The following is a 20,936-nucleotide window of genomic DNA, read 5'->3' as shown; positions in this document are numbered from 1 at the left end:
GCCGGACGCCCCTGTCGGCTCAGCCCTTGGAGGGCTGGACCCCGCCCGAGCCGGCGGCGCCCTTGGGCGTGCCGCCCTCGGAGTCCGCCGTCTCCTTGAAGTCGACCTTGCCCATGTGGCGGTTCATGGACTTCATCAGGAACCACACCGCCAGGGCCATCGCCGCGAAGACGATGAAGCCGAGGACACCGGGGGTGACCTTGTTCTTGTCGAACTCCGCCAGGGTGACCAGATGCGTCGTTGCCAGGCTCGCGCTTGCGCTCATGTCAGGCATTGTCCCTCAGGCCCGGCGGACGCCCGCAAAGAGGTCGTCCTCGGGGAGCGAGGTGTCCACGAGGGACTTCGCCAGCTCGTACTCCTCCGTGGGCCAGACCTCCTTCTGGACCTCCATCGGCACCCGGAACCAGCCGCCGTCGGGGTCGATCTGCGTGGCGTGGGCGATCAGCGCCTTGTCGCGGATCTCGAAGAAGTCGGCGCACGGCACGTGCGTGGTGAGCGTGCGCTCCTTGTGGCCGGACTTCTCCCAGCGCTCCAGCCACTCGCCGTAGGGCGACTCCAGGCCGCGGGCCAGCAGCGCCTTGTGCAGCGCCTCGGTGCGCAGCCGGTTGAAGCCCTGGTTGTAGTACAGCTTCAGCGGCTGGTACGCGGGCCCGTACTCGCCCTCCGGGTACTTCTCGGTGTCCGCCGCGCCCTCGAACGCCACCATCGAGATCTTGTGCGTCATGATGTGGTCGGGGTGCGGGTAGCCGCCGTTCTCGTCGTAGGTGGTGATCACCTGGGGACGGAAGGAGCGGATCCGGCGCACCAGCTCGCCGGCCGCCTTGTCCACGTCCTCCAGGGCGAAGCAGCCCTCCGGCAGCGGCGGCAGCGGGTCGCCCTCGGGCAGCCCGGAGTCCACGAAGCCGAGCCAGTCCTGCTTCACGCCGAGGATCTCGCGGGCCTCGTCCATCTCCTTGCGGCGCACCTCGTGGATGTTCTCCTCGATGTACTTGTCGCCCTGGAGCTTGGGGTTGAGGATGGAGCCGCGCTCGCCGCCCGTGCAGGTCACGACCAGCACGTCCACCCCCTCGGACACGTACTTCGCCATGGTGGCCGCGCCCTTGCTCGACTCGTCGTCGGGGTGCGCGTGCACGGCCATCAGTCGCAGCTGGTCAGTCAAGGCTCAATCCTCAAGGTCAGGTCGGCGCCCGCGCTCGGCGGGCGGTCAGCGGGCGCCGTCCCGGGTCGTTCCTCGCTCCGGGGCGGCGCTCGCACGGCGTGCCGGGGCTTCTATAGTGACCGAATCGGGGGGCGAATAATTCCGGAGTACGGCTCCGGAGGCCCCTCGCGGGACGCCCGTCCCGCCCCTGCCGAGAGGACGATCATGAGTACGGCGAGCACCCGGCTGCCCGAGGGCCGCTACGGCCGTTCCTCGGACGAGCGTGCCGACCGCAAGCTCAAGATCGCGGGCGCCGTCCTGGGCGTGCTCGTGCTGGCCCTGGTCGGCTACTTCGCCTACCACTACGTCGCCAAGAGCGAGATCAGCGCGCAGGTCGTCTCGTTCCAGACCTCGGACGACTCGGTGAAGATCCACCTGGAGGTCCACAAGGACCCCGACGCCCGCGGCTACTGCACGCTGCGGTCGCAGGCGGAGGACGGCGACGAGGTGGGCCGGGCCGACTTCCGCTTCGATCAGCACGCCAAGCAGATCGACCAGGTCGTCACGCTGCGCACGACGGCCCGGGGCACCACGGGCGAGCTGCTGGGCTGCCACGCCGACTGACGCGCGGGCGTCCTCCGGAACAGTGAGGCGCTGACCAGCGTTGACGTGATGTACATGGCTTATGTCCTCCCCCTTTGGCCGCTGAATTGTTAGGCTCGTGGTTTCGCCCATCCAAGAGGGAACATTCTTCTGGGGAGGGCGATGCTTTGTATCCCCAGTACCGACGAGGAGCACCTGTGACCCAGACCAGCGAGAACGTCACCTGGCTGACCCAGGAGGCGTACAACAAGCTCAAGGACGAGCTTGAGTACCTTACTGGTCCTGCGCGCACGGAGATCGCCGCCAAGATCGCCGCCGCGCGCGAGGAGGGCGACCTGCGCGAGAACGGCGGGTACCACGCGGCCAAGGAGGAGCAGGGCAAGCAGGAGCTCCGTGTGCGCCAGCTGACCCAGCTCCTGGAGAACGCCAAGGTCGGCGAGGCCCCGGCCTCCACCGACGGCGCGGTCGCGCCGGGCATGGTCGTGACGATCGCCTTCGACGGTGACGAGGACGACACGCTCACCTTCCTGCTGGCCTCGCGCGAGTACGCCAGCAGCGACATCGAGACCTACTCGCCGCAGTCCCCGCTCGGCTCCGGTGTCATCGGCCACAAGGTCGGCGAGGACGCCGAGTACGAGCTGCCGAACGGCAAGAAGGCCTCGGTGACGATCCTGAAGGCCGAGCCGTACAGCGGCTGAGGCCCCACCATCCTTCCGAGAGCCCCCGGCGCCCCCTGCGGAGCGCTGGGGGCTTCGCCGTGCCGCCTCTCCGGTCGCCCTCGTCCGGTGACCGTGCGCCGCCAGCCGCACCGTGCGTGCGCCGCCAGTCGCACCGTGCGTGCCCGCCAGCCGCACCGTGCCTGCCCGTCAGCCGGGCCATGCGCCGTCAGTCGATGACCGTGTACCCGGCGTCGCGCAGCGCCCGCCCCAGCTCCGCGCAGTGCGCCGGCCCCTTGGTCTCCAGGTGGAGTTCCACCTCCGCCTCGGCGAGCCCGAGCCGCGGGTCGGTGCGGACGTGGCTCACGTCGAGGACGTTCGCGTCGGCCGCCGACAGCACGCCGAGCAGCGTGGCCAGCGCGCCCGGCCGGTCCGTCAGGCGCAGCCGGACCGCCAGGTAGCGGCCCTGCGCGGCCATGCCGTGCCGCAGGACGCGCTGGAGCAGCACCGGATCGACGTTGCCGCCGGACAGCACCGCCACCACCGGGCCCTCGATGTCGCCGGCCCCCGTGCCGCCGCCCGCGCTCAGCAGCGCGGCGACCGGGCTCGCGCCCGCCGGTTCCACCACCAGCTTGGCCCGCTCCAGGCACAGCAGCAGCGCGGCGGACAGCGCGTCCTCGCCGACCGTGCGCACCTCGTCCACCAGCTCGTCCACGATCGCGAACGGCACATCGCCCGGCCGGCCCACCCGGATGCCGTCGGCCATGGTCGCCGGGTTCTCGACGGCCACCGGGCGGCCCGCCGCCAGCGAGGGCGGATACGCCGCCGATCCCGCCGCCTGCACTCCGATGATCCGCACATCGGGCCGCAGCTCCTTCACCGCGACCGCGATGCCGGCCGCGAGCCCGCCGCCGCCCATGCCGACGACGATCGTGCGCACCTCGGGGCACTGCTCCAGGATCTCCAGCCCGACCGTGCCCTGGCCCGCGATCACATCGGGGTGGTCGAACGGGTGGATGAACACCGCGCCGGTCCCGGCCGCGTACTCCTGCGCGGCGGCCAGCGTCTCGTCCACCACCTGGCCGTACAGCCGCACCTCGGCGCCGTACTCCTCGGTGGCGCTGATCTTCGGCAGCGGGGCGCCCTTCGGCATGAACACCGTGGCGTGCACGCCGAGCAGCGACGACGCGAGCGCGACGCCCTGCGCGTGGTTGCCCGCGCTCGCCGCCACCACGCCCGCCGCGCGCTCCTCGGGCAGCAGCCCGGCGATGCGGACATAGGCGCCGCGCAGCTTGAACGAGCCGGTCCGCTGGAGGTTCTCGCACTTCAGGAGCACCGGCGCGCCCACCAGCTCGGACAGGTGTCTGCTGGTCTCCAGCGCGGTCACCCGCGCCACTCCGGACAGCATCTTCCGGGCGCCGCGCACGTCGTCCAGGGTGACGGGAGGGAAGGAGCCGGCCGTGCGGTAGTTCATCCCTCAAGTCTCGCAGTCCACGGCCGTTCGCATCCGGTGTGACCAACCTCTGGGACCGGTTCGCGCAGCGCCGGTACGACGCGCCGCCGGGCCGCGTACCCTGTCCCCCAACCAGCAGCCCTTCAGAAGTGAGCGTCCGGCCATGCCCACAACACCTGAAATGTCGATGGACATGACGACCGTCGGTGACACCGGTCTCCTCGACGCGCTCCAGCACGAGGTGGCCCTGTTCGCCCGCCGCGCGGAGCAGACCCGGCTCGGCGGCGTCGCGCAGGTGCGCAACTCCATGGACCGTGCCGCGTACCTGCTGCTCAACCGGCTCGACCAGGAGGGCCCGATGGGCGTCAAGGCGCTCGCCGCGAGCATGGGCATCGACTCCTCCACGGTCACCCGGCAGGTGGCGCCGCTCGTCGACACCGGGCTCGTCAAGCGCACCTCGCACCCCGAGGACGGGCGCGCGGTGGTGCTGCAGCTGTCCCCGCGCGGGCTGGCGCGGCTGGCGGAGGTGCGCTCGTCCCGGCGCCGGCTGATGGCCGAGCTGACCCACGACTGGGAGCCGGAGGAGCGCGAGGTGTTCTGCTCGCTGCTGACCCGCTTCAACCACGCGCTGTCCGCCCGGCAGACCTCCCCGGGCGCCGCGGCGACGGGGCCGGCCGCGGCGGCGGAACCGGGCCGGGCGTCCTGATCCGTCCCCGCACCCGGGCCGCACGCGTCCGGGTCCTGTTCCCCCAAGATCGCCCTTCGCGGGAGGCGCGGTGCGAGAACGGCAGGCGTCGTCGGGCGGCAACCGCCCGGCCGGGGACTTCGCGGCGTTCGTCGCGGGCGCCGGCGGACGGCTGCTGCACACCGCGACGCTGCTGACGGCGGAGGCCCCGGACGACAACCCGCGCGCGCGACGCCTGCTGACGCTGGCCCTCGCCCGGACGTACGCGTCCTGGGACCGGCTGCGCGGCGACGACCCGTACGACCACGCCCGCCGTCACCTCGCCGCCCGCTTCGCCCGCGAGGCGTGGCGGGCGCACGCCCCGCTGCCGCGCGCCCGTCCCCGCCCGGCCGGCACCCTGGGGGACCTGCCGCCCGAGGAGCGGCTGGTCGTCGTCCTCACGCTGTACGAGGGGGTCGCCGAGGAGCAGACGGCGGCGCTGCTGGGACTGCCCGAGGACCGGGTCCGCGTCCTCGGCGACCGCGCGGTCGCCGCCCTCGCCCGTCCGCCCGCGCGCGCCCCGGCGGACGCGGGCGCCCCGAAGCCGGCCCCGTCGTAGCCCTGTCGTACGGCGTCGTGCACGCGCGCGTGCACGACGAGGGGCGGACGGCGCGGGGACGGGGCCGGGCGGAGGGGGCGGAAAGTGAACAGGACGGAACGCGAGCGGGTCGTACGGCGCCTCCTGGCGCAGCCCCGGCCCCAGGTGCCGCCCGGCCTGTACGCCGACGCGGTACGCCGGGGCGAGCGGCTGCTGCGCCGCCAGGCGCTCGTCCGCCGCGTGCTGTGGCTGACGTTGCTGGCGGCGGTGATCGCGCTCACGGTGTGGGTCTCGGCCGCACGCCCCTGGGTGGAGCCGCCGTCGCGGACGACTCCACCCGTACGCGGCTGGTGAGCGCCGCCGTCAGCCGCCGAGGGCCTGCTTGAGGTCCTCCAGCAGGTCGTCGGCGTTCTCGATGCCGACGGACAGCCGCACCAGGTCGGCCGGGACCTCCAGGGCGGAGCCCGCCGCGGAGGCGTGCGTCATCCGGCCCGGGTGCTCAATCAGGGACTCGACGCCGCCGAGGGACTCGCCGAGCGTGAAGACCTTGGCGCGGTTGCAGACCTCGACGGCCGCCTCCTCGCCGCCGGCGACCCGGAAGGAGACCATGCCGCCGAACGCCTTCATCTGCTTGGCGGCGACCTCGTGACCGGGGTGCTCGGGCAGGCCCGGGTACAGGACGCTCGTCACGCGCGCGTGCCGGGACAGCATGTCCGCGATCTTCGTGGCGTTCTCGCTGTGCCGGTCCATGCGCACCGCGAGCGTCTTGGTGCCGCGCAGCACCAGCCAGGAGTCGAACGGACCGGCGACCGCGCCCATGGCGTTCTGGTGGTACGCCAGCTCGTCGCCGAGGGCCGCGTCGCCGGTGATCAGCGCACCGCCGACGACGTCGGAGTGGCCGCCCATGTACTTGGTCAGCGAGTGCACGACCACGTCCGCGCCGAGCGCGAGCGGCTGCTGGAGGTAGGGGGTGGCGAAGGTGTTGTCGACGACGAGCCGGGCGCCGGCGTCCCGGGCGACCTGCGCGACGGCGGCGATGTCGGTGATGCCGAGCAGCGGGTTGGAGGGCGTCTCCACCCACACGACCTTGGTCTTCGGCGTCAGCGCGGCCCGTACGGCGGCCGGGTCGCTGGTGTCGGCGACCGACCACTCGACGCCCCAGCGGGAGACGACCTTGGCGAACAGCCGGAAGGTGCCGCCGTAGGCGTCGTTCGGGATGACGACGTGGTCGCCGGGGGCGAGCAGCGTACGCAACAGGCAGTCCTCGGCCGCCAGTCCGGACGCGAACGCGAGGCCGCGGCGGCCGCCCTCCAGGGCGGCGAGGTTCTCCTCCAGGGCGGTCCGGGTCGGGTTGGCGCTGCGGCTGTACTCGTAGCCGCCGCGCAGACCGCCCACGCCGTCCTGCTTGTAGGTCGAGACCTGGTAGATCGGCGGGACGACCGCGCCGGTCAGGGGGTCCGCGGTGTTGCCCGCGTGGATCGCGAGGGTCTCGAAGTGCTCACTGATGTGCCTGTCACTCATGCGCCCGAGCGTAGTGCGCCCGGGCGGCCGGTGCGGGACGGCGGGCCGGGCGGCGGAGGAAGGGGGCGGGCGGAGGAAGGGGGGTCGGCCCGCGGAGGCGGGCGGCCGGTCGACGGGGGCGGGTGACGGGGACGGTTGACGGGGCGCGTGGAGGAAGGGGCGAACGGGGCGGGCGGAGTTTTCCACAGGCACCGGCGCGGGGTTTTCCACAGGTCCGCGGGACAGGTTGGCCAATTGTCGGCGCGGTCTGGTTCGCTTGGGGGCATGGAGATTCTCTGGGTCCTGATGGCGCTGGTCATGCTGGGCTTCGTGCTGCTGCCGTTCCTGCGGCGCAGGCGTGGCGTCATCGAGCAGGTCCCGCCCGGGCACCCCGACGCCGCGGACCCGGCGGACTACGGCTTCGCGCCGGAGGAGGAGCTGGACGTCCGCATGCCCGGCCCCGACCAGGACCTGCTGGACGTGCTGGACCTGGTGCAGCGCACCCAGGACTACCGCGCGGCCGCGCAGCTGCTGGCCGGCACCGAGACCGAGGGCGAGCTGCGCTGGCAGCGCGTGCAGGCCTTCGCCGGCGCGGCGGCGCTGGAGCTGCAGCAGCGGCCGGGCGGGGTGCACGAGACGCCCGGGGGCCAGTGGCTGCGGGTGTGGCGGGCCGAGGCGCCCAAGGACGCGGGCGGCGCCGCCGTGCACGCGGAGTTCCTGGTGCAGCAGGCGTGGCGCACGTCCACGCCGGGGACGGACGAGTTCCGGATCATCATGGAGGAGGCCCGGGAGACCTGCGGCCAGGCCGCCCTGCTGGCGCCCGGCGACCCGGTCCCGTACATCATCGAACTGGCCGTGGCCCGCGGCCTCGGGTACACGCAGCCGCAGTTCGAGGAGCTGTGGCTGAAGATCCTGGACCGGGCGCCGGCCCACATGGGCGCACACCTGGCGGCCCTGCACTACTGGTGCGAGAAGTGGCACGGCTCGCGCGAGCTGGCGATGTCCTTCGCGGAAGCGGCGGCGGCCCGCGCGCCCCGGGGTTCGCTGCTGGCGGCGATGCCGCTGTTCGCGGTCTTCGAGCACCTGCCCGAGGTGAACCTGGTCCGCGGCTTCTACCAGAGCGAGGTCGTCACCAAGGCGGTGCACGGCGCGCTGTTCGCGGTGGAGGCGGCCCGTCCGGGCGACCCGATGACGGCCCACGTCCGCCATCTGCTGATCTTCTTCCTGGTCCGCTCCGAGCGCTGGGCGGAGGCCATGAGCCAGCTCATACACGTCGACGGCCATGTGGGCGCCCTGCCCTGGACGCTCTCCGCGGACCCGGCGGCGGAGTTCGCCGTCTACCGCGCCCTGGCGGTCGCGGGCTACGAGGCGAACGGCGGCAGCCCGGCGACGCTGCCGCACTGAACTGCCGCACCGACTCGGGGTATGCGGCCCGTCTCAGGAAGGCCGGGCCGCGTCGCGGTCAGCCCCGCGCAGGCGGGGCACCCCGACGCGAGCCGGCGCACCCCGACGCGGACGGGGTCAGCCCCCGGTACGGGCGGGGTCAGCCCTCGGCGCGGGCGGGCAGCCGCCATCCCGGACGCGGGAAGTGGCAGGTGTAGCCGTTCGGGTAGCGCTGGAGGTAGTCCTGGTGCTCGGGCTCGGCCTCCCAGAAGGGGCCGACCGGCTCCACCTCGGTGACGACCTTGCCCGGCCACAGCCCGGAGGCGTCCACGTCCGCGATCGTGTCCTCGGCGATCCGCTTCTGCTCGTCGTCCACGTAGTAGATCGCCGAGCGGTAGCTGAGACCGATGTCGTTGCCCTGGCGGTTCTTGGTGCTCGGGTCGTGGATCTGGAAGAAGAACTCCAGGATCGCCCGGTAGTCGGTCTTCTCGGGGTCGAAGAGGATCTCCACGGCCTCCGCGTGCGTGCCGTGGTCGCGGTACGTCGCGTTCGGCACGTCGCCGCCGGTGTATCCGACCCGGGTCGCCGTCACGCCGGGGAGCCGGCGGATCAGCTCCTCCATCCCCCAGAAGCACCCGCCCGCGAGCACGGCCCTCTGCGTCTGCGCAGCCATAGCGGCCCTCCAATGTCTCGGTCAGCTCGGTCACTCGGGCCGCTCGGCTCACCCACGGGCCGACACTCGCCCACCTCGCTCAACGCCCGAGGATTCGAGGCCATTCCGTATCCGCCGGGCGGTGCGGCCCGTACGGGGACAGAGGGTCCCCGCACGGGCCGCCGTACCGCCCCCGCGGCTACGCCTGCGCGTTCTCCTTCACCGTGATGCGGCCCTTGCGGATGGTGGCCAGGCGGGGGGCCTTTCTGGCGATGGCGGAGTCGTGGGTGACCATGACGAAGGTCAGGCCGTGCTCCTTCCACAGGCGTTCGAGGACGTCCATGATCTCGTCGCGGGTGGACTCGTCCAGGTTGCCGGTGGGCTCGTCGGCGAGGAGCACCTTGGGCTGCTTGACCAGGGCGCGGGCGATGGCGACGCGCTGCTGCTGGCCGCCGGACATCTCGCCGGGCAGGTGGCCGAGCCGTTCGCCGAGGCCGACCGACGTCAGCGCCTCGGCGGCCCGCTCGCGCCGTTCCTTGGTCTTGACGCCGAGCGGGACGAGGGCGGTCTCGACGTTCTCCTGCGCGGTCAGGGTCGGTATCAGGTTGAAGGACTGGAAGACGAAGCCGATGTTCTCGCTGCGCACCTTGGTGAGCCGGGCCTCGGACAGCTTCGCCATGTCGGTGCCGTCCAGGACGACCTCGCCGGAGGTCGGCCGGTCCAGGCCGCCGAGCATCTGCAGCAGCGTGGACTTGCCGCCGCCGGTGGGGCCCTGGATGACCAGCCGGTCGCCGTCGCCGATCGTCAGGTCGATGCCGTCGAGGGCGAGGACGGCCTCCTTGCCCCGGGTGTAGCGCTTGGTGACGCCTCTGAGTTCGTACATGGGTGAAGCAGCTCCTGGAGGGATGCGGGAAGGGAAGGGCGGGAAGCGCCTCGCGCTACTCGACCCGGCGCAGCGCGTCCGCCGGGCGCAGTCGCGAGGCGCGCCAGCCGCCGAACGCGCCCGCGACCAGGCCGCCGGCCACCGCGAGGCCGACCGCGACGGCGATGGTGGTGAGGCTGACCGGCGCGGTGAGCGCCACTTCGAGGGACTTCGCCGTCTGCCGGCCGGGGCCGCCGAAGCCGCCGCCCCCGCCGCTCCTGCCGAAGCCGCCGCCCGCGCCGGAGCCGGCCGAGGAACCGAGTTCGGCCTGCAGCGACGGGCTGATCGCGGTCACCGCGTACGCGCCCGCCAGGCCGAGCGCGATGCCGAGCACGCCGCCCACCAGGCCGTTGACGACGGCCTCGCCGATCACCTGCCGGGTCACCCGGCCCGACTTCCAGCCCAGCGCCTTCAGCGTGCCGAACTCGCGCACCCGCCGGGACACCGCCGAGGAGGTCAGCAGTCCGGCGACCAGGAACGCGGCCACCAGCACCGCGATCGACAGCCACTTGCCGACGTTGGCGGCCAGGCTGGAGGCGGTGGACAGCGAGCCGGAGACGGTCTTCGCCAGGTCGGCGGAGGTGGTCACCGTGGTGCCCGAGACGTTCTTCTGGATGGCGCTCTTGACGGTGTCGATCTGCTGGGAGTCGGCCGCCTTGACGTAGATCGTGGTGACCTTGTCCTTGTTGTCGCTGAGCGTCTGCGCCTGCTTCAGCGGGATGTAGAGGTTGGCCGCCGCGTCACCGCTGTTCGCCGTCGCGATGCCGATGATCTGGAACTTGACGTCCTTGATCGTGACCGTGCTGCCGGTGGTGAGCTTCTTCTCCTTGGCGTACGCGGAGTCGGCCACGGCGACCTTCGCGTCCGTCTCGGTGGTCTTGAAGGTACGGCCGCTGGTGATCTTCGAGGAGGTCAGCGGGCCGAGGGCGGGCTGGGTGACGTCGGCGCCGTAGACGCTGTACTGGTTGACGTCGAAGTTCGCGCCGCCGCCCTGGACGCTGCCCTGCGGGGCGCCGCCGCCGTACCGGCCGCCCTCGCCACTGCCCTTCTGCTGCTGGAACTCGCCGCGGGTGAACTGGCCGCTGATCTTCACCACGTTGAGGCTGAGCCCGCCCACGGCCGAGGAGACGCCCTGCTGGCCCGCGACCTTGGTGACCGTCGTGGTGGGCAGGGTGGTGAAGCCCTGCGCCATGACCCGGTCGCTGCTCTGGGTCTTGCTGTCGTCACTGCCCTTCGCGTCGAACTGGAAGCGGGGGCGCTGTGACTCGCCGGAGGTGGGCGTCGCGGCCTTGGTGACGGTCATGTCGGTGCCGAGCCCGTACAGCGACTGGAGGACCTTGTCCTGAGCCTTGCTCATGCCGTTGGACACGGAGGTGACCACGATGACGAGCGCGATGCCGAGGGCGAGACCGGAGGCGACGACGAGGGCCGCTTTTCTACGGCGGCGCAGTTCGCGCCTCAGGTAGGTGAAGAACATGCGCCGCAAGCTAGGGAGGCACTGTGATGAAGCGATAAGGCCGGCATAAGAGGAGCATGAGAAGGCGTCGGCGCCGCTCGGCGCCGGGATGCCCGTCGCGGGCGCCGGACGGGCCGGGACGCCGATCCGGGGCGGCGATCCGGGGCGGCGATCCGGGGCGGCGGGCGGGGCCAGGACCCTGATCCGGGGCGGCGGGCGGGGCCGGGGAACAGCGATGCCGCCCTCGGAGGGGCGGCATCGGCAGGGGGTTGAGCGCGGGTCAGACGGCGGAGCCGGCCTTCCACTGGGACCAGCTCATGTTCCAGCCGTTGAGGCCGTTGTCCGGGGCCACCGTCTTGTCGCCGGTGTGCTGCACGACCACGACGTCGCCGATGAGCGAGTGGCTGTAGAACCACGCGGCCGGCGTGCTCGGGTCGTTCGCGCCCTTCTTGTCCTGGAGGCCCACGCAGCCGTGACTGGTGTTGGCGCTGCCGAAGACGGACGGGGCGCCCCAGTAGTTGCCGTGGATGAAGGTGCCGGACGTGGTCAGGCGCATGGCGTGCGGCACGTCCTTGATGTCGTACTCGCCCTTGCCGTCGGAGTCCTTGAAGCCGACCGTCGCGCCGTTCATCCGGGTCTGGGTGAACTTCTCGGCGATCACCATCTGACCCTCGTACGTCGTGTGGTCGGGGGCGCCCGCGGAGATCGGGATGGTCTTGACGGTCCTGCCGTCCTGCGTGACCTTCATCTGCTTGGTCTTCGCGTCGACGTAGGAGACCTGGTTGCGGCCGATGTGGAAGGTGACCGTCTTCTGCTGGACGCCGTAGACGCCCTGCGCGCCCTGCACACCGTCGAGGTTGAGCTTCAGCGTGACGGTGGAGTTCTCCTTCCAGTACTCCTCGGGCCGGAAGTCCAGGCGGTTGGCGCCGAACCAGTGGCCCACGACCTCCTGTCCGCTGGAGGAGGTGACCGTGATGCCCTTCTGGACGGCCGCCTTGTTGGTGATCGCCTTGTCGAAGTTGATCGACACCGGCATGCCGACGCCGACCGTGGTGCCGTTGTCCGGCGTGAAGGAGCCGATGAAGCTGTGCGCCGGGGCGACCGTGGTGAACGAGGCGTTCTCGTGGGCGGCGCGGCCCTTGGCGTCCGTGGCGGTCGCGGCGACCTTGTAGGTGGTGGCGCGGCTCAGCTGGACGCTGGGCTTCCAGCTCGTCTTGTCCGCGGATATCTGCCCCTGGACCGCCTTGCCGTCGGTCGTGGTCATCGTGACGTCCGTCAGCGTGCCCTTGGCGACCGTGACGGTGGCGGAGTTGTTGATCGAGGCGTCGTCGGAGCCGTCCGCTGGTGTGATCTTGATCTGGGCCTCCGACGACTCCTGCGCCGCGGCCTGGTCCGTCTTGGCCTGCGAGGTGCTGTCGTCGCCGGACCCGTCGGCGGCGTCGCTGCTGCCGGAACACGCCGAGAGCATCAGCACACCGCCAAGCAGTGCGGACGAGGCCACGAGGACCCTGCGCCGCCTACTGTTCGTCATCACACGCTTCTCCATCGTTGCCGAATTCCCCAAGACCCCTTGCTTCCCCCGTCACGAACGAACAACGCTACGACCGATTCGTCCCGTTCCCCAGGGCGTACGGATGTGGGACACACCACGTCCGCGGGGAAGGGCGCGCCCGCGTCGGCCCGCGCGCCGTGCCGTTCCCTCTCATTCTCGCCGAGGAGCCGGGCACGCCGGGACTTCTGTGAAGTTCTCCGGTGTCCTTTGTCACAGCGCGATAACGGCGGTGCGTTCCAGCGGGGTTGCGGAGGGGCGCGGCAGGGCGTCGAGGGCGTGGTCGGGGGCGGGAAGGGGGCGTAGTGGGGCGTACCGGCGTGGCGAGTGGCGCCGGGAACCCGTGACTTTCCCGTGACCCTCGACTTTCACTACCATCAGCCCACACGGCCAATTCGCCAGCGCCACAAGGGGATCGATATTCCGTGTCATCCGCTCGCCGTACGTTGCTGACCGCCACCGCCGCGGGGACCCTGCTGGGCGCCCTGTGGTTCGTCCCCTCCGCGAGCGCGACCGGAGAGGCGCCGGCGAGAACGGCGGCCGGGGCGGCCACCGTCGCCTCGGCGGCGCGGGACGCGGGGGGCGGTCGGGGCGAGGGGCTGACCCTGTCCTCGTCCGGCTCGGACGGGGCGCACGCCGCCGGGTTCCGGGCCGCCGCCGCGGACACCGAGACGGACGGCGCGGACGGCGCGAACAGCGCCGAGAGTGCGGGTGGTTCGGAGCAGGCCGGTTCCGAGGAGGGCACTCTGCTCGCCGACACCGGAAGCATCGACACCACCCCGTACGTCGTCGGCGGTACGGTCTTCCTCGCCCTGGGCGCCGGGTTCGTGGTGTATTCGGTGCGGCGGGAGCGGCTCGGGCTCTGAACAAGCTCGGGCTGTGAACCGGCTCACGCTCTGAACCGGCTCGGGCTCTGAACCGGCTCGGGCTCTGGCTCCGAACCCGGCTCGTTCTGCCGCCAGTTGGCTTTCCGACCGCGCAGGTGACGGCCCCGCCGCGTGTCGTCGCGGCGGGGCCTCCCTGGTTCACCGCAGGGGATGGCTCACCGAAGAGGATCGCTCACTGCAGCGGGCCCGTGACCGTCTCCGCCGCCGCCAGCAGTCCGCCGTCGCGCACGAAGGCGTCGGCGGCGGCCAGGTCGGGGGCGAGGAAGCGGTCCGGACCGGGGCCGCCCACGCCCGCCGCCCGTGCGGCCTCGATGACCGCCCGGGTCGCGGGCGCCGGGGTCAGCCCCTCCCGCAGCTCCACCGCGCGGGCCGCCGCGTACAGCTCGATCGCGATGATCCGGGTCAGGTTGCCGACCGCCGTACGCAGCTTGCGCGCCGCCGACCAGCCCATCGAGACGTGGTCCTCCTGCATCGCGGAGGACGGGATCGAGTCAGCGGACGCCGGTACGGCCAGCCGCTTCATCTCGCTGACCAGCGCGGCCTGCGTGTACTGGGCGATCATCAGGCCCGAGTCGACGCCGGCGTCGTCCGCGAGGAACGGCGGCAGGCCGTGGCTGCGGTTCTTGTCGAGCAGCCGGTCGGTACGGCGCTCGGCGATCGAGCCGAGGTCGGCGGCGGCGATCGCGAGGAAGTCCAGGACGTAGGCGACCGGGGCGCCGTGGAAGTTGCCGTTCGACTCCACGCGGCCGTCGGGCAGGACGACCGGGTTGTCGACGGCGGAGGCGAGTTCGCGCTCGGCGACGAGGCGCGCGTGCGCGAGGGTGTCCCGGCCGGCGCCGGCGACCTGCGGGGCGCAGCGCACCGAGTACGCGTCCTGTACTCGGGGGGCGTCGTCCTGGTGGTGGCCGGTGAGTTCCGAGCCCTTGAGGACGGCCAGCATGTTGGCGGCGGAGGCGCCCTGGCCCGGGTGCGGGCGGATGGCGTGCAGCTCGGGGGCGAGGACCTTGTCCGTGCCGAGCAGCGCCTCCAGCGAGAGGGCGGCGGTGATGTCGGCCGACTTGTAGAGGGTGTCGAGGTCGGCGAGGGCCATGATCAGCATGCCGAGCATGCCGTCCGTGCCGTTGAGGAGGGCCAGGCCCTCCTTCTCGCGCAGCTCGACGGGCTGGATGCCGTGCTCGGCGAGGAGTTCGCCGGCCGGGCGCACCGTGCCGTCGGGGCCCTCCGCGTCGCCTTCGCCCATCAGGGTGAGGGCGCAGTGCGAGAGCGGGGCCAGGTCGCCGGAGCAGCCGAGGGAGCCGTACTCGTGGACGACCGGGGTGATGCCCGCGTTGAGGACGTCCGCCATCGTCTGCGCGACCTCGGGGCGCACGCCCGTGTGTCCGGAGCAGACGGTCTTCAGGCGCAGGAACATCAGGGCGCGTACGACTTCGCGCTCGACCCTCGGGCCCATGCCGGCCGCGTGCGAGCGGACGATGTTGCGCTGTAGCTGGGCTCGGAGTTCCGGGCTGATGTGCCGGGTCGCCAGGGCGCCGAAGCCGGTGCTGACGCCGTAGACGGGTTCCGGCTTGGCCGCCAGGGCGTCCACGATCTCCCGGGCCGCGGCGAGGGCGGCCAGCGCGTCCTCGGAGAGCTCGACCCGGGCGCCGGCGCGGGCCACGGCGAGGACGTCCGACGCGGTGACGCCGGTCGTCCCCACCACCACAGTGTGCATATCCATATTCAGGAGCGTACGCATTGAATGCGGGGATGTCACTAGTGGGGGAGGCGGGTGACCCTTACTTGGGGGTGGGGCCAGCTTTGGGGGTGGGGGCGGGGGGTGGCCTTCGGGGTGGGGGTGCGTGCGGGTTGGGGGTGCGTGCGGGTTGGGGCTCGCTCAGAGTCGGCGGCCGCGGAAGCGGCGGCGTTCCGCCGGGGGTTTCGGCGGGGACGGTTCGTCCGCCAGGCGGACCACCGGGTCGTCGGGGCCCTCCCTGCCCGCGACCACCGGACGGTCCGCGCGCAGCGCCTTCGCGCGGTACTGCGCCGCGTCCGCCAGCCGGAACAGCCGACGGGCCGACGCCACCGTGCCGACGTCGTCCTCCGTCGACGCCACGCCGCACGCCACCCCCTCCCCCAGCTCCAGTTCCGCCGCGCGCCCGCACAGTTCCTCGGCCGCCTTCACCACCTCGTCGGCCGACGGGCCCACCGCCAGCAGGCAGAACTCGTCGCCGCCCAGGCGTGCCGCAAGGGCCCCCGGCACCATCGCCCCGCACAGCGACAGCACCGACCCGAAGCGCTCCAGGAGGCGGTCGCCGACCGCGTGGCCGAGGGTGTCGTTGACCCGCTTGAGGCCGTTGAGGTCGCAGACGACGAGGCTGACCACCACCCCCTCGGTGCGGTGCCGTTCGATGGCCTCGTCCAGGCGGACGTCCACGGCCCGGCGGTTGGCCAGGCCCGTGAGCGAGTCCGTGAACGCCAGCCTGCGGGCCTCCTCCAGCCGTTCCGTCTGCGCGAGACCGGCCGCCACGACCGCCGCGAGGACCGTCGCGAAGTCCGCGTCCGCGCGGTCCAGGAGCGGGGCGCCGGTCTTGCGGGCGACGTACAGCTCGCCCCAGGCGCGGCCGTGCAGCACGATCGGGGCGACCACGCAGCAGCCGCGGCCCCTGCGGCGCAGGGCGGCTACCCGCTGGTGGCAGTAGCCGGGCCGGCCGGCGGCGGGGCCCTCTGCGGTCTCCACCCAGGCGTCGGGCTCGCCGCCCGAGGCCCAGCGCTCGTGCAGGAACTCCGTGATCTCCGGGAACTGGTGCACGGGGTACGTCTCGTCCTCCGGGAACTCCTCCTCCTCGGGGGCGCGGTCGCCCACGTTCACCAGGACGCGCAGGCGGCTTCGGTCGCGTTCCCATACGGAGAGGGCGGCGAAGCTGCCCTCCAGCGCGCGGCACGCTCCCAGTGCCGCCGCGCGCCACGACTCGCGTGGAGTGTGCGCCGCGGCCATTCCCTGCGCCAACGCCACGACGGCGGCCAGCCGTCTGTTCTCACCCATCACCCCAGGCTAGGGATGTTTTCTCCGAACGGGGACTCGAAAGGGCTGAGCGTGGGTCCCGGTGGGCGTGGGGTGCGCTGTGGGTCGGGGCGCCCTGGGTGAGTGGTGGGCCGGGGCGCTTGGGGTGCGTGGTGGGTCGGGGCCGTGGTGGTACGTCCAGCCCGCCGCCCACGGACATACGGCCCGGAGGTTGACTCGTTGACGGAGGAGGGACCGCAGTACGCGGCGGGCATATGGACGTACCACCACGGCCCCTTCCGCCGTACGGCGGCTGCGGCCCGGTGGGGGCCGAGGCGCGAGGGCGGTGGCCCGCTTTCGTTGTAAGGCGGGTGCGGCCTGGTGGGGGCAGGGTGCGCGGGGGTGGGCGGGCCGTGGGTCGGGCCGGGGTGTGTGGGGCTTACTCGCCCGGCCAGTTCGGGGTGCGCTTCTCGTTGAAGGCCGCTACCCCCTCCGCGCGGTCCGCCGAGAAGGCCGTGGTGCGCCAGGCCGCGTCCTCCACGTCCAGTGCGGCGCGCAGGTCCAGGCCCTGGCCGAGGCGCAGGGAGCGCTTGGCGGCGCGTAGGCCGATCGGGGAGTTCGCCGCCATGCGGGCGGCGAGGGCCAGGGCCTCCGTACGGTCCTGGCCCTCGTCCACCAGCTGGTCCACCAAGCCCAGCTCGCGGGCCTCGGCCGCCTCCACGCGGCGGGCCGTGAAGATCAGCTCGGCCGCCCGTGCCGCGCCCACCCGCCTCGGCAGCAGCTGGGTGCCGCCGCCGCCCGGGATGACCCCCACGGACACCTCCGGCAGGCCCACCAGCGCCGTCCTGTCGGCCACGATCACATCGCAGGACAGCGCCAGCTCGAAGCCGCCGCCCAGCGCGAAGCCGTGCACCGCGGCGATCGTCGGCATCGGCAGCTCCAGTACGCCGGTGTACGCCCCGCGCGCGACCGGGCGCTGCCTCATCAGGTCGGCGTCCGTGAAGGAGTTGCGTTCCTTGAGGTCCGCGCCGACGCAGAACGCCCGTTCGTGCGACGAGGTCAGGACGACCACGCGCGCGTCCCGGTCGGCGGCGAGGGCCGCGCACGCCCCGGCGATCGACCGGGCCATGTCGGTCGACACGGCGTTCATGGCCTTCGGCCGGTCCAGTACGAGTTCCGCGACGTATCCGTGCCGCCGGACCAGTACGAACTCGCCGAACCGCTCCTCGCTCATGACACCCTCCCGGTTAACGCGTGTTAACAAGACTGCTGGTCCGATCATCGCAGGCCTCGCCCGTGCGGGGGAAGAGCGGTCACCCCTGCGCGCTCCCCTTGTCGAGGTCCGGCACCCCGTTCGAGTGACATTTCGTCCGACTTCCGCGTAACCCGCGGTTCGGCGCATAACGTGCCGGGGCGCAACGGGGGCGCGAGCGCGTCGGGAGGGCGGTTATGACGGACACCAGTACGGTTCGGGACGGTCAGGCCCACATAGGCGTCATCGGCGTACGGGCGCGCGGCCGGCACCGTCGGTCCCGGCGGCGCAAGGCGCTGCTCGCCGCCGGCGGTCTCGCCCTGGCCGCCGGTGCGCTCGGTCTCGTACGGCTGGCCCCCGAGTACGCGGGCGGGGGGTTGGGGACCGCCGAGGCGGAGTCCCCTCCCGTGCGGCATGCCGCGCCGGAGGCCAGTGGTGCCGGAGGTGCAGGGGCGTCGCCGGGCGCGCGTGGTGGTGCGGGCGGGAGTGCGGGGAGTGGTGCGGGGCAGGGGGCGCGTGGCCGTACGTGGGCCGGTGGGTCCGGTGCGGCTTCGGCGGCCGGGCCCATGGGGAGCGCCGGGGCGGCCTCCGTGGCGGCCGGGCCCCGTGGTTCCCGTGGGCCGGGCTCCGCGGCGCCTGTCCCGTCGTCGTACGGTCCGGGTGACGGGGCCGCGGACGGTGCGGGCGGGCCGGGGTCGGCGGCTCCCTCGGGCGGTGCGCCCGCGCCTCAGCCGTCCGCCAGTGGCGGGTCGGAGCCGCGGCCGACCCCGACCCCGGCACCCAGCCGGAGCGGGCCGGCCGCTCCGGAGAGTCCGGCGCCCACCCCGTCCGCCGGGGGCGGCGGCCTGTGCGTTCCGATCATCGGACTGTGTATCGGGGTGCGGTGAGGGCGGGGCGGGGGGCGCCGGGCCCCACGGTGGTCACGGCGCCGCGCCCTCGCGCCTGGTGAGCAGCCAGGGTTCGACCACGCCCAGGCCTCGGACCGGGCGCTGCCAGGTCGGTTGCAGGGCGAAGCGGTACACCGGGGGCTCCTCGCCCTCCTTCTCCGCCGCCGCGGCGGCCTCGGCCGCCTCCGCCTCGGACGCGGGGGCGTCACCCGTGCGGATCAGTTCCTCGGCGAACGCGCTGTCCACCAGCACCGCGTCGCGCGGGGCTATGGAGGTGAGGCGGGAGGCGAGGTTGACGGTCGTACCGAAGACATCGCCCATTCGGGTGGTGACCGTGCCGAACGCCATGCCGACCCGCAGTTCGGGCATCGTCTCGTCGTTGCCCAGGGTCTCCACCAGGCGCAGCGCGATGTCCGCCGCCGTACCGGCGTCGTCCGCCGCGTAGAGCACCTCGTCGCCGAGGGTCTTGATCAGGCGGCCGCCGCGCGCGGCCACCAGGTCGGCGGAGGTCGTCTCGAAGGCCTCGACCAGCTCGCCGAGTTCCTCCTCCTCCATCCGGCGGGTCAGCCGGGTGAAGCCGACCAGGTCCGCGAAGGCCACCGCGAGCCGCCGGTCCACCATCTCCTCGTCGTCCGCCGCCTGCACGACCCGCCCGGCGGACGCGGCGAGCTGGCGGCGCCAGACGTAGACCAGGAACTCCTCCAGCTCGGGCAGCAGCAGCTCGACGATCGGGTACGTCACCTCGGTGCGCGTCATGCCCGGCTCGGGCGGCTCGGTCAGGCCCTCCAGGAAGGAGTCGATCTGCCACTCGGCCAGCCGGGCGGTGGTCTGCCCGGTGGAGCGCGCCACCTGCACCGCCATGGCCTCGCTGAGCAGCCCCGCCTCGACCAGACCGGCCAGCCGCCGCAGGGCCAGCACGTCGGCCTCGGTCAGCGCCTTGGCCTGCCCTATGTCGGCGAAGCCCATGGCCCGCCAGAAGCGGGACGCCAGCTCCATGGAGACGCCGGCGCTGCGGGCCGCCTGGAAAGGGGTGTAGCGACGCTCGGCGCCGAGGATCAGCTGTTCGAGTCGCAGCGCCAGCGGGTCTTCGCCGGAGTCGGCGGCCTCCGGGTCCACCCGGCCGTCCGCGTCGTCCGCGTCGTCCGCGCCGGAGCCCGTGTCGTCGACGGTCACGCCTGCTGCCCTTCCCATCTGCCACGGTCAGGTACCGACCGGCCTCAACTCTACGGCAGGTGTGCGCCAGCTCACTCCGTCAGGTTGGGCCGAGGGGTGACCTGACCGGCGTCTTCTCGGGTCCGGGCCCTCACCGGGCGCGGCCCGTCACGCCGGGCGCAGGTGCACGATGTCGCCCGCTCCCACCGGCTCCTGCACGCCGTCCTGCGTGGCGAGGACCAGGCGGCCGTCGCCGTCCACCGCCACCGCCTCGCCGATCAGCGACCGGTCGCCCGGCAGTTCCGCGCGCACCCGGCGGCCCAGGGTGGCGCAGCCCGCCGCGTACGCCTCCTGAAGGCCGGCGGCGGACGGGTCGCCCCCGGCGGTGCGCCAGCGGCCGTACCAGTCCTCCAGCGCGCGCAGCACCGCCCGCAGCAGCGTGTCGCGGTCCGTGCTCACCGCGTTCGCCAGGGCCAGCGAGCCGGCCTGCGGGACGGGCAGCTCGTCCGCGCGGAGGGTGACGTTGACGCCCACGCCGATGACGACGCCGTCGTTCCCGGCCCGCTCGGCGAGGATGCCGCCGGCCTTGCGCTCCTCGCCGCCGACCGTGACCAGCAGATCGTTCGGCCACTTCAGCGCCGTGTCGACACCGGCGGAGCGGGCCAGTCCGGTGGCCACCGCCACGCCGGTCAGCAGCGGCAGCCAGCCCCAGCGGGCCACCGGCACGTCGCCGGGCCGCAGCAGCACCGAGAAGAACAGGCCGGAGCGGGCCGGGGCGGTCCACCGCCGGTCCAGGCGGCCGCGCGCGGCGGTCTGCGCCTCCGCGACCAGCACGGCGCCCTCGGCCGCCTTCCCGGACTCGGCGGCGGCCACCAGGTCCGCGTTGGTGGAGCCGGTGCTCTGCACCACCTCCAGGCCGGACCACAGGCCGCCCGGGCGGACCAGCGCGCGGCGCAGCGCCGTGGCGTTCAGGGGCGGGCGGTCGAGGTCGGACCAGCGGCTTCCCCCCGAGGAGTTGCCGTCGTTCGCGGAATGGTCGTCTGCTGCATCGCGGGGCGTCATGCAAGCCACCCTAGGTGTGGTAAATGCCGCACTGCCGATCGGTGGGGCCGCCACTACGCTACGGCTGAGTAACCGTCCCCCCTTTTGAGCAGGCAGGGAGCCGCATCCCGATGTCCGAGCCGGAAGAGCGTCCAGAGATCCA

General features: G+C 73.0%; 20 protein-coding genes. 7 read left to right on the top strand and 13 right to left on the bottom strand.

Going from position 1 to position 20,936, the window contains the following annotated elements; translation table 11 throughout:
• Nucleotides 1–19: 19 nt before the first annotated feature.
• Together K7787_RS18395 and mca are read right to left on the bottom strand one after the other, a co-directional pair.
• Nucleotides 20–274 carry a hypothetical protein gene (locus K7787_RS18395; protein ID WP_009190336.1) on the bottom strand — a complete coding sequence of 85 codons (255 nt, stop codon included), beginning with the start codon at nucleotides 272–274 and terminating at the stop codon, nucleotides 20–22.
• A 6-nt stretch (nucleotides 275–280) separates the two neighbouring features.
• Nucleotides 281–1,138, bottom strand: a complete 858-nt coding sequence (gene mca / locus K7787_RS18390) for a mycothiol conjugate amidase Mca (protein WP_043261223.1) — start codon at nucleotides 1,136–1,138, stop codon at nucleotides 281–283.
• Between the two features lie 225 nt (nucleotides 1,139–1,363).
• Between mca and K7787_RS18385 the strand changes: the two genes are divergently transcribed.
• Nucleotides 1,364–1,762 carry a DUF4307 domain-containing protein gene (locus K7787_RS18385; RefSeq protein WP_164394407.1) on the top strand — a complete coding sequence of 133 codons (399 nt, stop codon included), beginning with the start codon at nucleotides 1,364–1,366 and terminating at the stop codon, nucleotides 1,760–1,762.
• Between the two features lie 176 nt (nucleotides 1,763–1,938).
• Nucleotides 1,939–2,439, top strand: a complete 501-nt coding sequence (greA, locus tag K7787_RS18380) for a transcription elongation factor GreA (protein ID WP_223002217.1) — start codon at nucleotides 1,939–1,941, stop codon at nucleotides 2,437–2,439.
• 187 nt (nucleotides 2,440–2,626) lie between these two features.
• Here the strand turns inward: greA and ilvA are convergent, their stop codons facing one another.
• Entirely contained in the window at nucleotides 2,627–3,871 is a 1,245-nt protein-coding gene (gene ilvA, locus K7787_RS18375) for a threonine ammonia-lyase (protein ID WP_223002216.1), read from the bottom strand.
• Between the two features lie 160 nt (nucleotides 3,872–4,031).
• Here ilvA and K7787_RS18370 point away from each other — a divergent pair, with 160 nt between their 5' ends.
• From K7787_RS18370 to K7787_RS18360, 3 genes are all read left to right on the top strand, one after another.
• Nucleotides 4,032–4,556: a MarR family winged helix-turn-helix transcriptional regulator gene (locus K7787_RS18370; RefSeq protein ID WP_439943662.1), complete on the top strand. Its 525-nt coding sequence runs from the start codon at nucleotides 4,032–4,034 to the stop codon at nucleotides 4,554–4,556.
• A gap of 70 nt (nucleotides 4,557–4,626) precedes the next feature.
• Nucleotides 4,627–5,133, top strand: coding sequence for a sigma factor-like helix-turn-helix DNA-binding protein (locus K7787_RS18365; protein WP_223002215.1), 507 nt, complete (start codon nucleotides 4,627–4,629; stop codon nucleotides 5,131–5,133).
• Nucleotides 5,134–5,217: 84 nt separating this feature from the next.
• Nucleotides 5,218–5,466: a hypothetical protein gene (locus K7787_RS18360; protein ID WP_223002214.1), complete on the top strand. Its 249-nt coding sequence runs from the start codon at nucleotides 5,218–5,220 to the stop codon at nucleotides 5,464–5,466.
• 9 nt (nucleotides 5,467–5,475) lie between these two features.
• On the opposite strand, the gene K7787_RS18355 is transcribed toward K7787_RS18360, so the two are convergent.
• Complete coding sequence (locus K7787_RS18355) at nucleotides 5,476–6,633, bottom strand: cystathionine gamma-synthase (protein WP_009190329.1); 1,158 nt, start codon at nucleotides 6,631–6,633, stop codon at nucleotides 5,476–5,478.
• Nucleotides 6,634–6,897: 264 nt separating this feature from the next.
• On the opposite strand from K7787_RS18355, the gene K7787_RS18350 reads away from it, so the two are divergent.
• Nucleotides 6,898–8,016, top strand: a complete 1,119-nt coding sequence (locus K7787_RS18350) for a hypothetical protein (RefSeq protein WP_009190328.1) — start codon at nucleotides 6,898–6,900, stop codon at nucleotides 8,014–8,016.
• A gap of 139 nt (nucleotides 8,017–8,155) precedes the next feature.
• Here K7787_RS18350 and msrA read toward each other — a convergent pair whose 3' ends face one another.
• From msrA to K7787_RS18330, 4 genes are all read right to left on the bottom strand, one after another.
• The gene (gene msrA / locus K7787_RS18345; RefSeq protein WP_223002213.1) at nucleotides 8,156–8,668 is read right to left on the bottom strand and encodes a peptide-methionine (S)-S-oxide reductase MsrA; all 513 of its coding nucleotides are present in this window, start codon (nucleotides 8,666–8,668) and stop codon (nucleotides 8,156–8,158) included.
• Between the two features lie 178 nt (nucleotides 8,669–8,846).
• Nucleotides 8,847–9,530, bottom strand: coding sequence for an ABC transporter ATP-binding protein (locus tag K7787_RS18340; protein WP_009190326.1), 684 nt, complete (start codon nucleotides 9,528–9,530; stop codon nucleotides 8,847–8,849).
• Between the two features lie 55 nt (nucleotides 9,531–9,585).
• On the bottom strand, nucleotides 9,586–11,046 hold the full coding sequence (locus tag K7787_RS18335; protein WP_223002212.1) for an ABC transporter permease: 1,461 nt from the start codon (nucleotides 11,044–11,046) through the stop codon (nucleotides 9,586–9,588).
• Nucleotides 11,047–11,305: 259 nt separating this feature from the next.
• Nucleotides 11,306–12,556, bottom strand: a complete 1,251-nt coding sequence (locus K7787_RS18330; protein WP_231573835.1) for a L,D-transpeptidase — start codon at nucleotides 12,554–12,556, stop codon at nucleotides 11,306–11,308.
• 443 nt (nucleotides 12,557–12,999) lie between these two features.
• Here K7787_RS18330 and K7787_RS18325 point away from each other — a divergent pair, with 443 nt between their 5' ends.
• Nucleotides 13,000–13,440: a cell wall protein gene (locus K7787_RS18325; RefSeq protein ID WP_308036383.1), complete on the top strand. Its 441-nt coding sequence runs from the start codon at nucleotides 13,000–13,002 to the stop codon at nucleotides 13,438–13,440.
• 193 nt (nucleotides 13,441–13,633) lie between these two features.
• On the opposite strand, the gene hutH is transcribed toward K7787_RS18325, so the two are convergent.
• The 5 genes from hutH to K7787_RS18300 all read right to left on the bottom strand — a co-directional run bounded on the left by hutH (nucleotide 13,634) and on the right by K7787_RS18300 (nucleotide 20,794).
• Nucleotides 13,634–15,172: a histidine ammonia-lyase gene (hutH, locus tag K7787_RS18320; RefSeq protein ID WP_020657115.1), complete on the bottom strand. Its 1,539-nt coding sequence runs from the start codon at nucleotides 15,170–15,172 to the stop codon at nucleotides 13,634–13,636.
• A gap of 162 nt (nucleotides 15,173–15,334) precedes the next feature.
• The gene (locus tag K7787_RS18315; protein WP_164389789.1) at nucleotides 15,335–16,483 is read right to left on the bottom strand and encodes a GGDEF domain-containing protein; all 1,149 of its coding nucleotides are present in this window, start codon (nucleotides 16,481–16,483) and stop codon (nucleotides 15,335–15,337) included.
• A 397-nt stretch (nucleotides 16,484–16,880) separates the two neighbouring features.
• Entirely contained in the window at nucleotides 16,881–17,675 is a 795-nt protein-coding gene (locus K7787_RS18310; RefSeq protein WP_223002211.1) for an enoyl-CoA hydratase/isomerase family protein, read from the bottom strand.
• Nucleotides 17,676–18,613: 938 nt separating this feature from the next.
• On the bottom strand, nucleotides 18,614–19,753 hold the full coding sequence (locus K7787_RS18305) for an adenylate/guanylate cyclase domain-containing protein (RefSeq protein ID WP_019980160.1): 1,140 nt from the start codon (nucleotides 19,751–19,753) through the stop codon (nucleotides 18,614–18,616).
• A 147-nt stretch (nucleotides 19,754–19,900) separates the two neighbouring features.
• Nucleotides 19,901–20,794 (bottom strand): biotin--[acetyl-CoA-carboxylase] ligase, encoded by an 894-nt coding sequence (locus K7787_RS18300; RefSeq protein WP_164392841.1) that lies wholly within the window; start codon nucleotides 20,792–20,794, stop codon nucleotides 19,901–19,903.
• Nucleotides 20,795–20,936 lie beyond the last annotated feature (142 nt).

The sequence above is a fragment of the Streptomyces sennicomposti genome (genome assembly GCF_019890635.1).
GTDB classification, from domain to species: Bacteria; Actinomycetota; Actinomycetes; order Streptomycetales; family Streptomycetaceae; genus Streptomyces; species Streptomyces sennicomposti.
This window is presented reverse-complemented; position numbering and strand designations above follow the sequence as displayed.

Coding starts and splice junctions, on each gene's coding strand:
- K7787_RS18330 (WP_231573835.1), bottom strand. CDS start 12,556: ATGACGAACAGTAGGCGGCGCAGGGTCCTCGTGGCCTCGTCCGCACTG.
- K7787_RS18310 (WP_223002211.1), bottom strand. CDS start 17,675: ATGAGCGAGGAGCGGTTCGGCGAGTTCGTACTGGTCCGGCGGCACGGA.
- ilvA (WP_223002216.1), bottom strand. CDS start 3,871: ATGAACTACCGCACGGCCGGCTCCTTCCCTCCCGTCACCCTGGACGAC.
- K7787_RS18395 (WP_009190336.1), bottom strand. CDS start 274: ATGCCTGACATGAGCGCAAGCGCGAGCCTGGCAACGACGCATCTGGTC.
- K7787_RS18385 (WP_164394407.1), top strand. CDS start 1,364: ATGAGTACGGCGAGCACCCGGCTGCCCGAGGGCCGCTACGGCCGTTCC.
- K7787_RS18340 (WP_009190326.1), bottom strand. CDS start 9,530: ATGTACGAACTCAGAGGCGTCACCAAGCGCTACACCCGGGGCAAGGAG.
- msrA (WP_223002213.1), bottom strand. CDS start 8,668: ATGGCTGCGCAGACGCAGAGGGCCGTGCTCGCGGGCGGGTGCTTCTGG.
- K7787_RS18335 (WP_223002212.1), bottom strand. CDS start 11,046: ATGTTCTTCACCTACCTGAGGCGCGAACTGCGCCGCCGTAGAAAAGCG.
- K7787_RS18350 (WP_009190328.1), top strand. CDS start 6,898: ATGGAGATTCTCTGGGTCCTGATGGCGCTGGTCATGCTGGGCTTCGTG.
- hutH (WP_020657115.1), bottom strand. CDS start 15,172: ATGCACACTGTGGTGGTGGGGACGACCGGCGTCACCGCGTCGGACGTC.
- K7787_RS18355 (WP_009190329.1), bottom strand. CDS start 6,633: ATGAGTGACAGGCACATCAGTGAGCACTTCGAGACCCTCGCGATCCAC.
- mca (WP_043261223.1), bottom strand. CDS start 1,138: ATGGCCGTGCACGCGCACCCCGACGACGAGTCGAGCAAGGGCGCGGCC.
- K7787_RS18370 (WP_439943662.1), top strand. CDS start 4,032: ATGTCGATGGACATGACGACCGTCGGTGACACCGGTCTCCTCGACGCG.
- K7787_RS18315 (WP_164389789.1), bottom strand. CDS start 16,483: ATGGGTGAGAACAGACGGCTGGCCGCCGTCGTGGCGTTGGCGCAGGGA.
- K7787_RS18300 (WP_164392841.1), bottom strand. CDS start 20,794: ATGACGCCCCGCGATGCAGCAGACGACCATTCCGCGAACGACGGCAAC.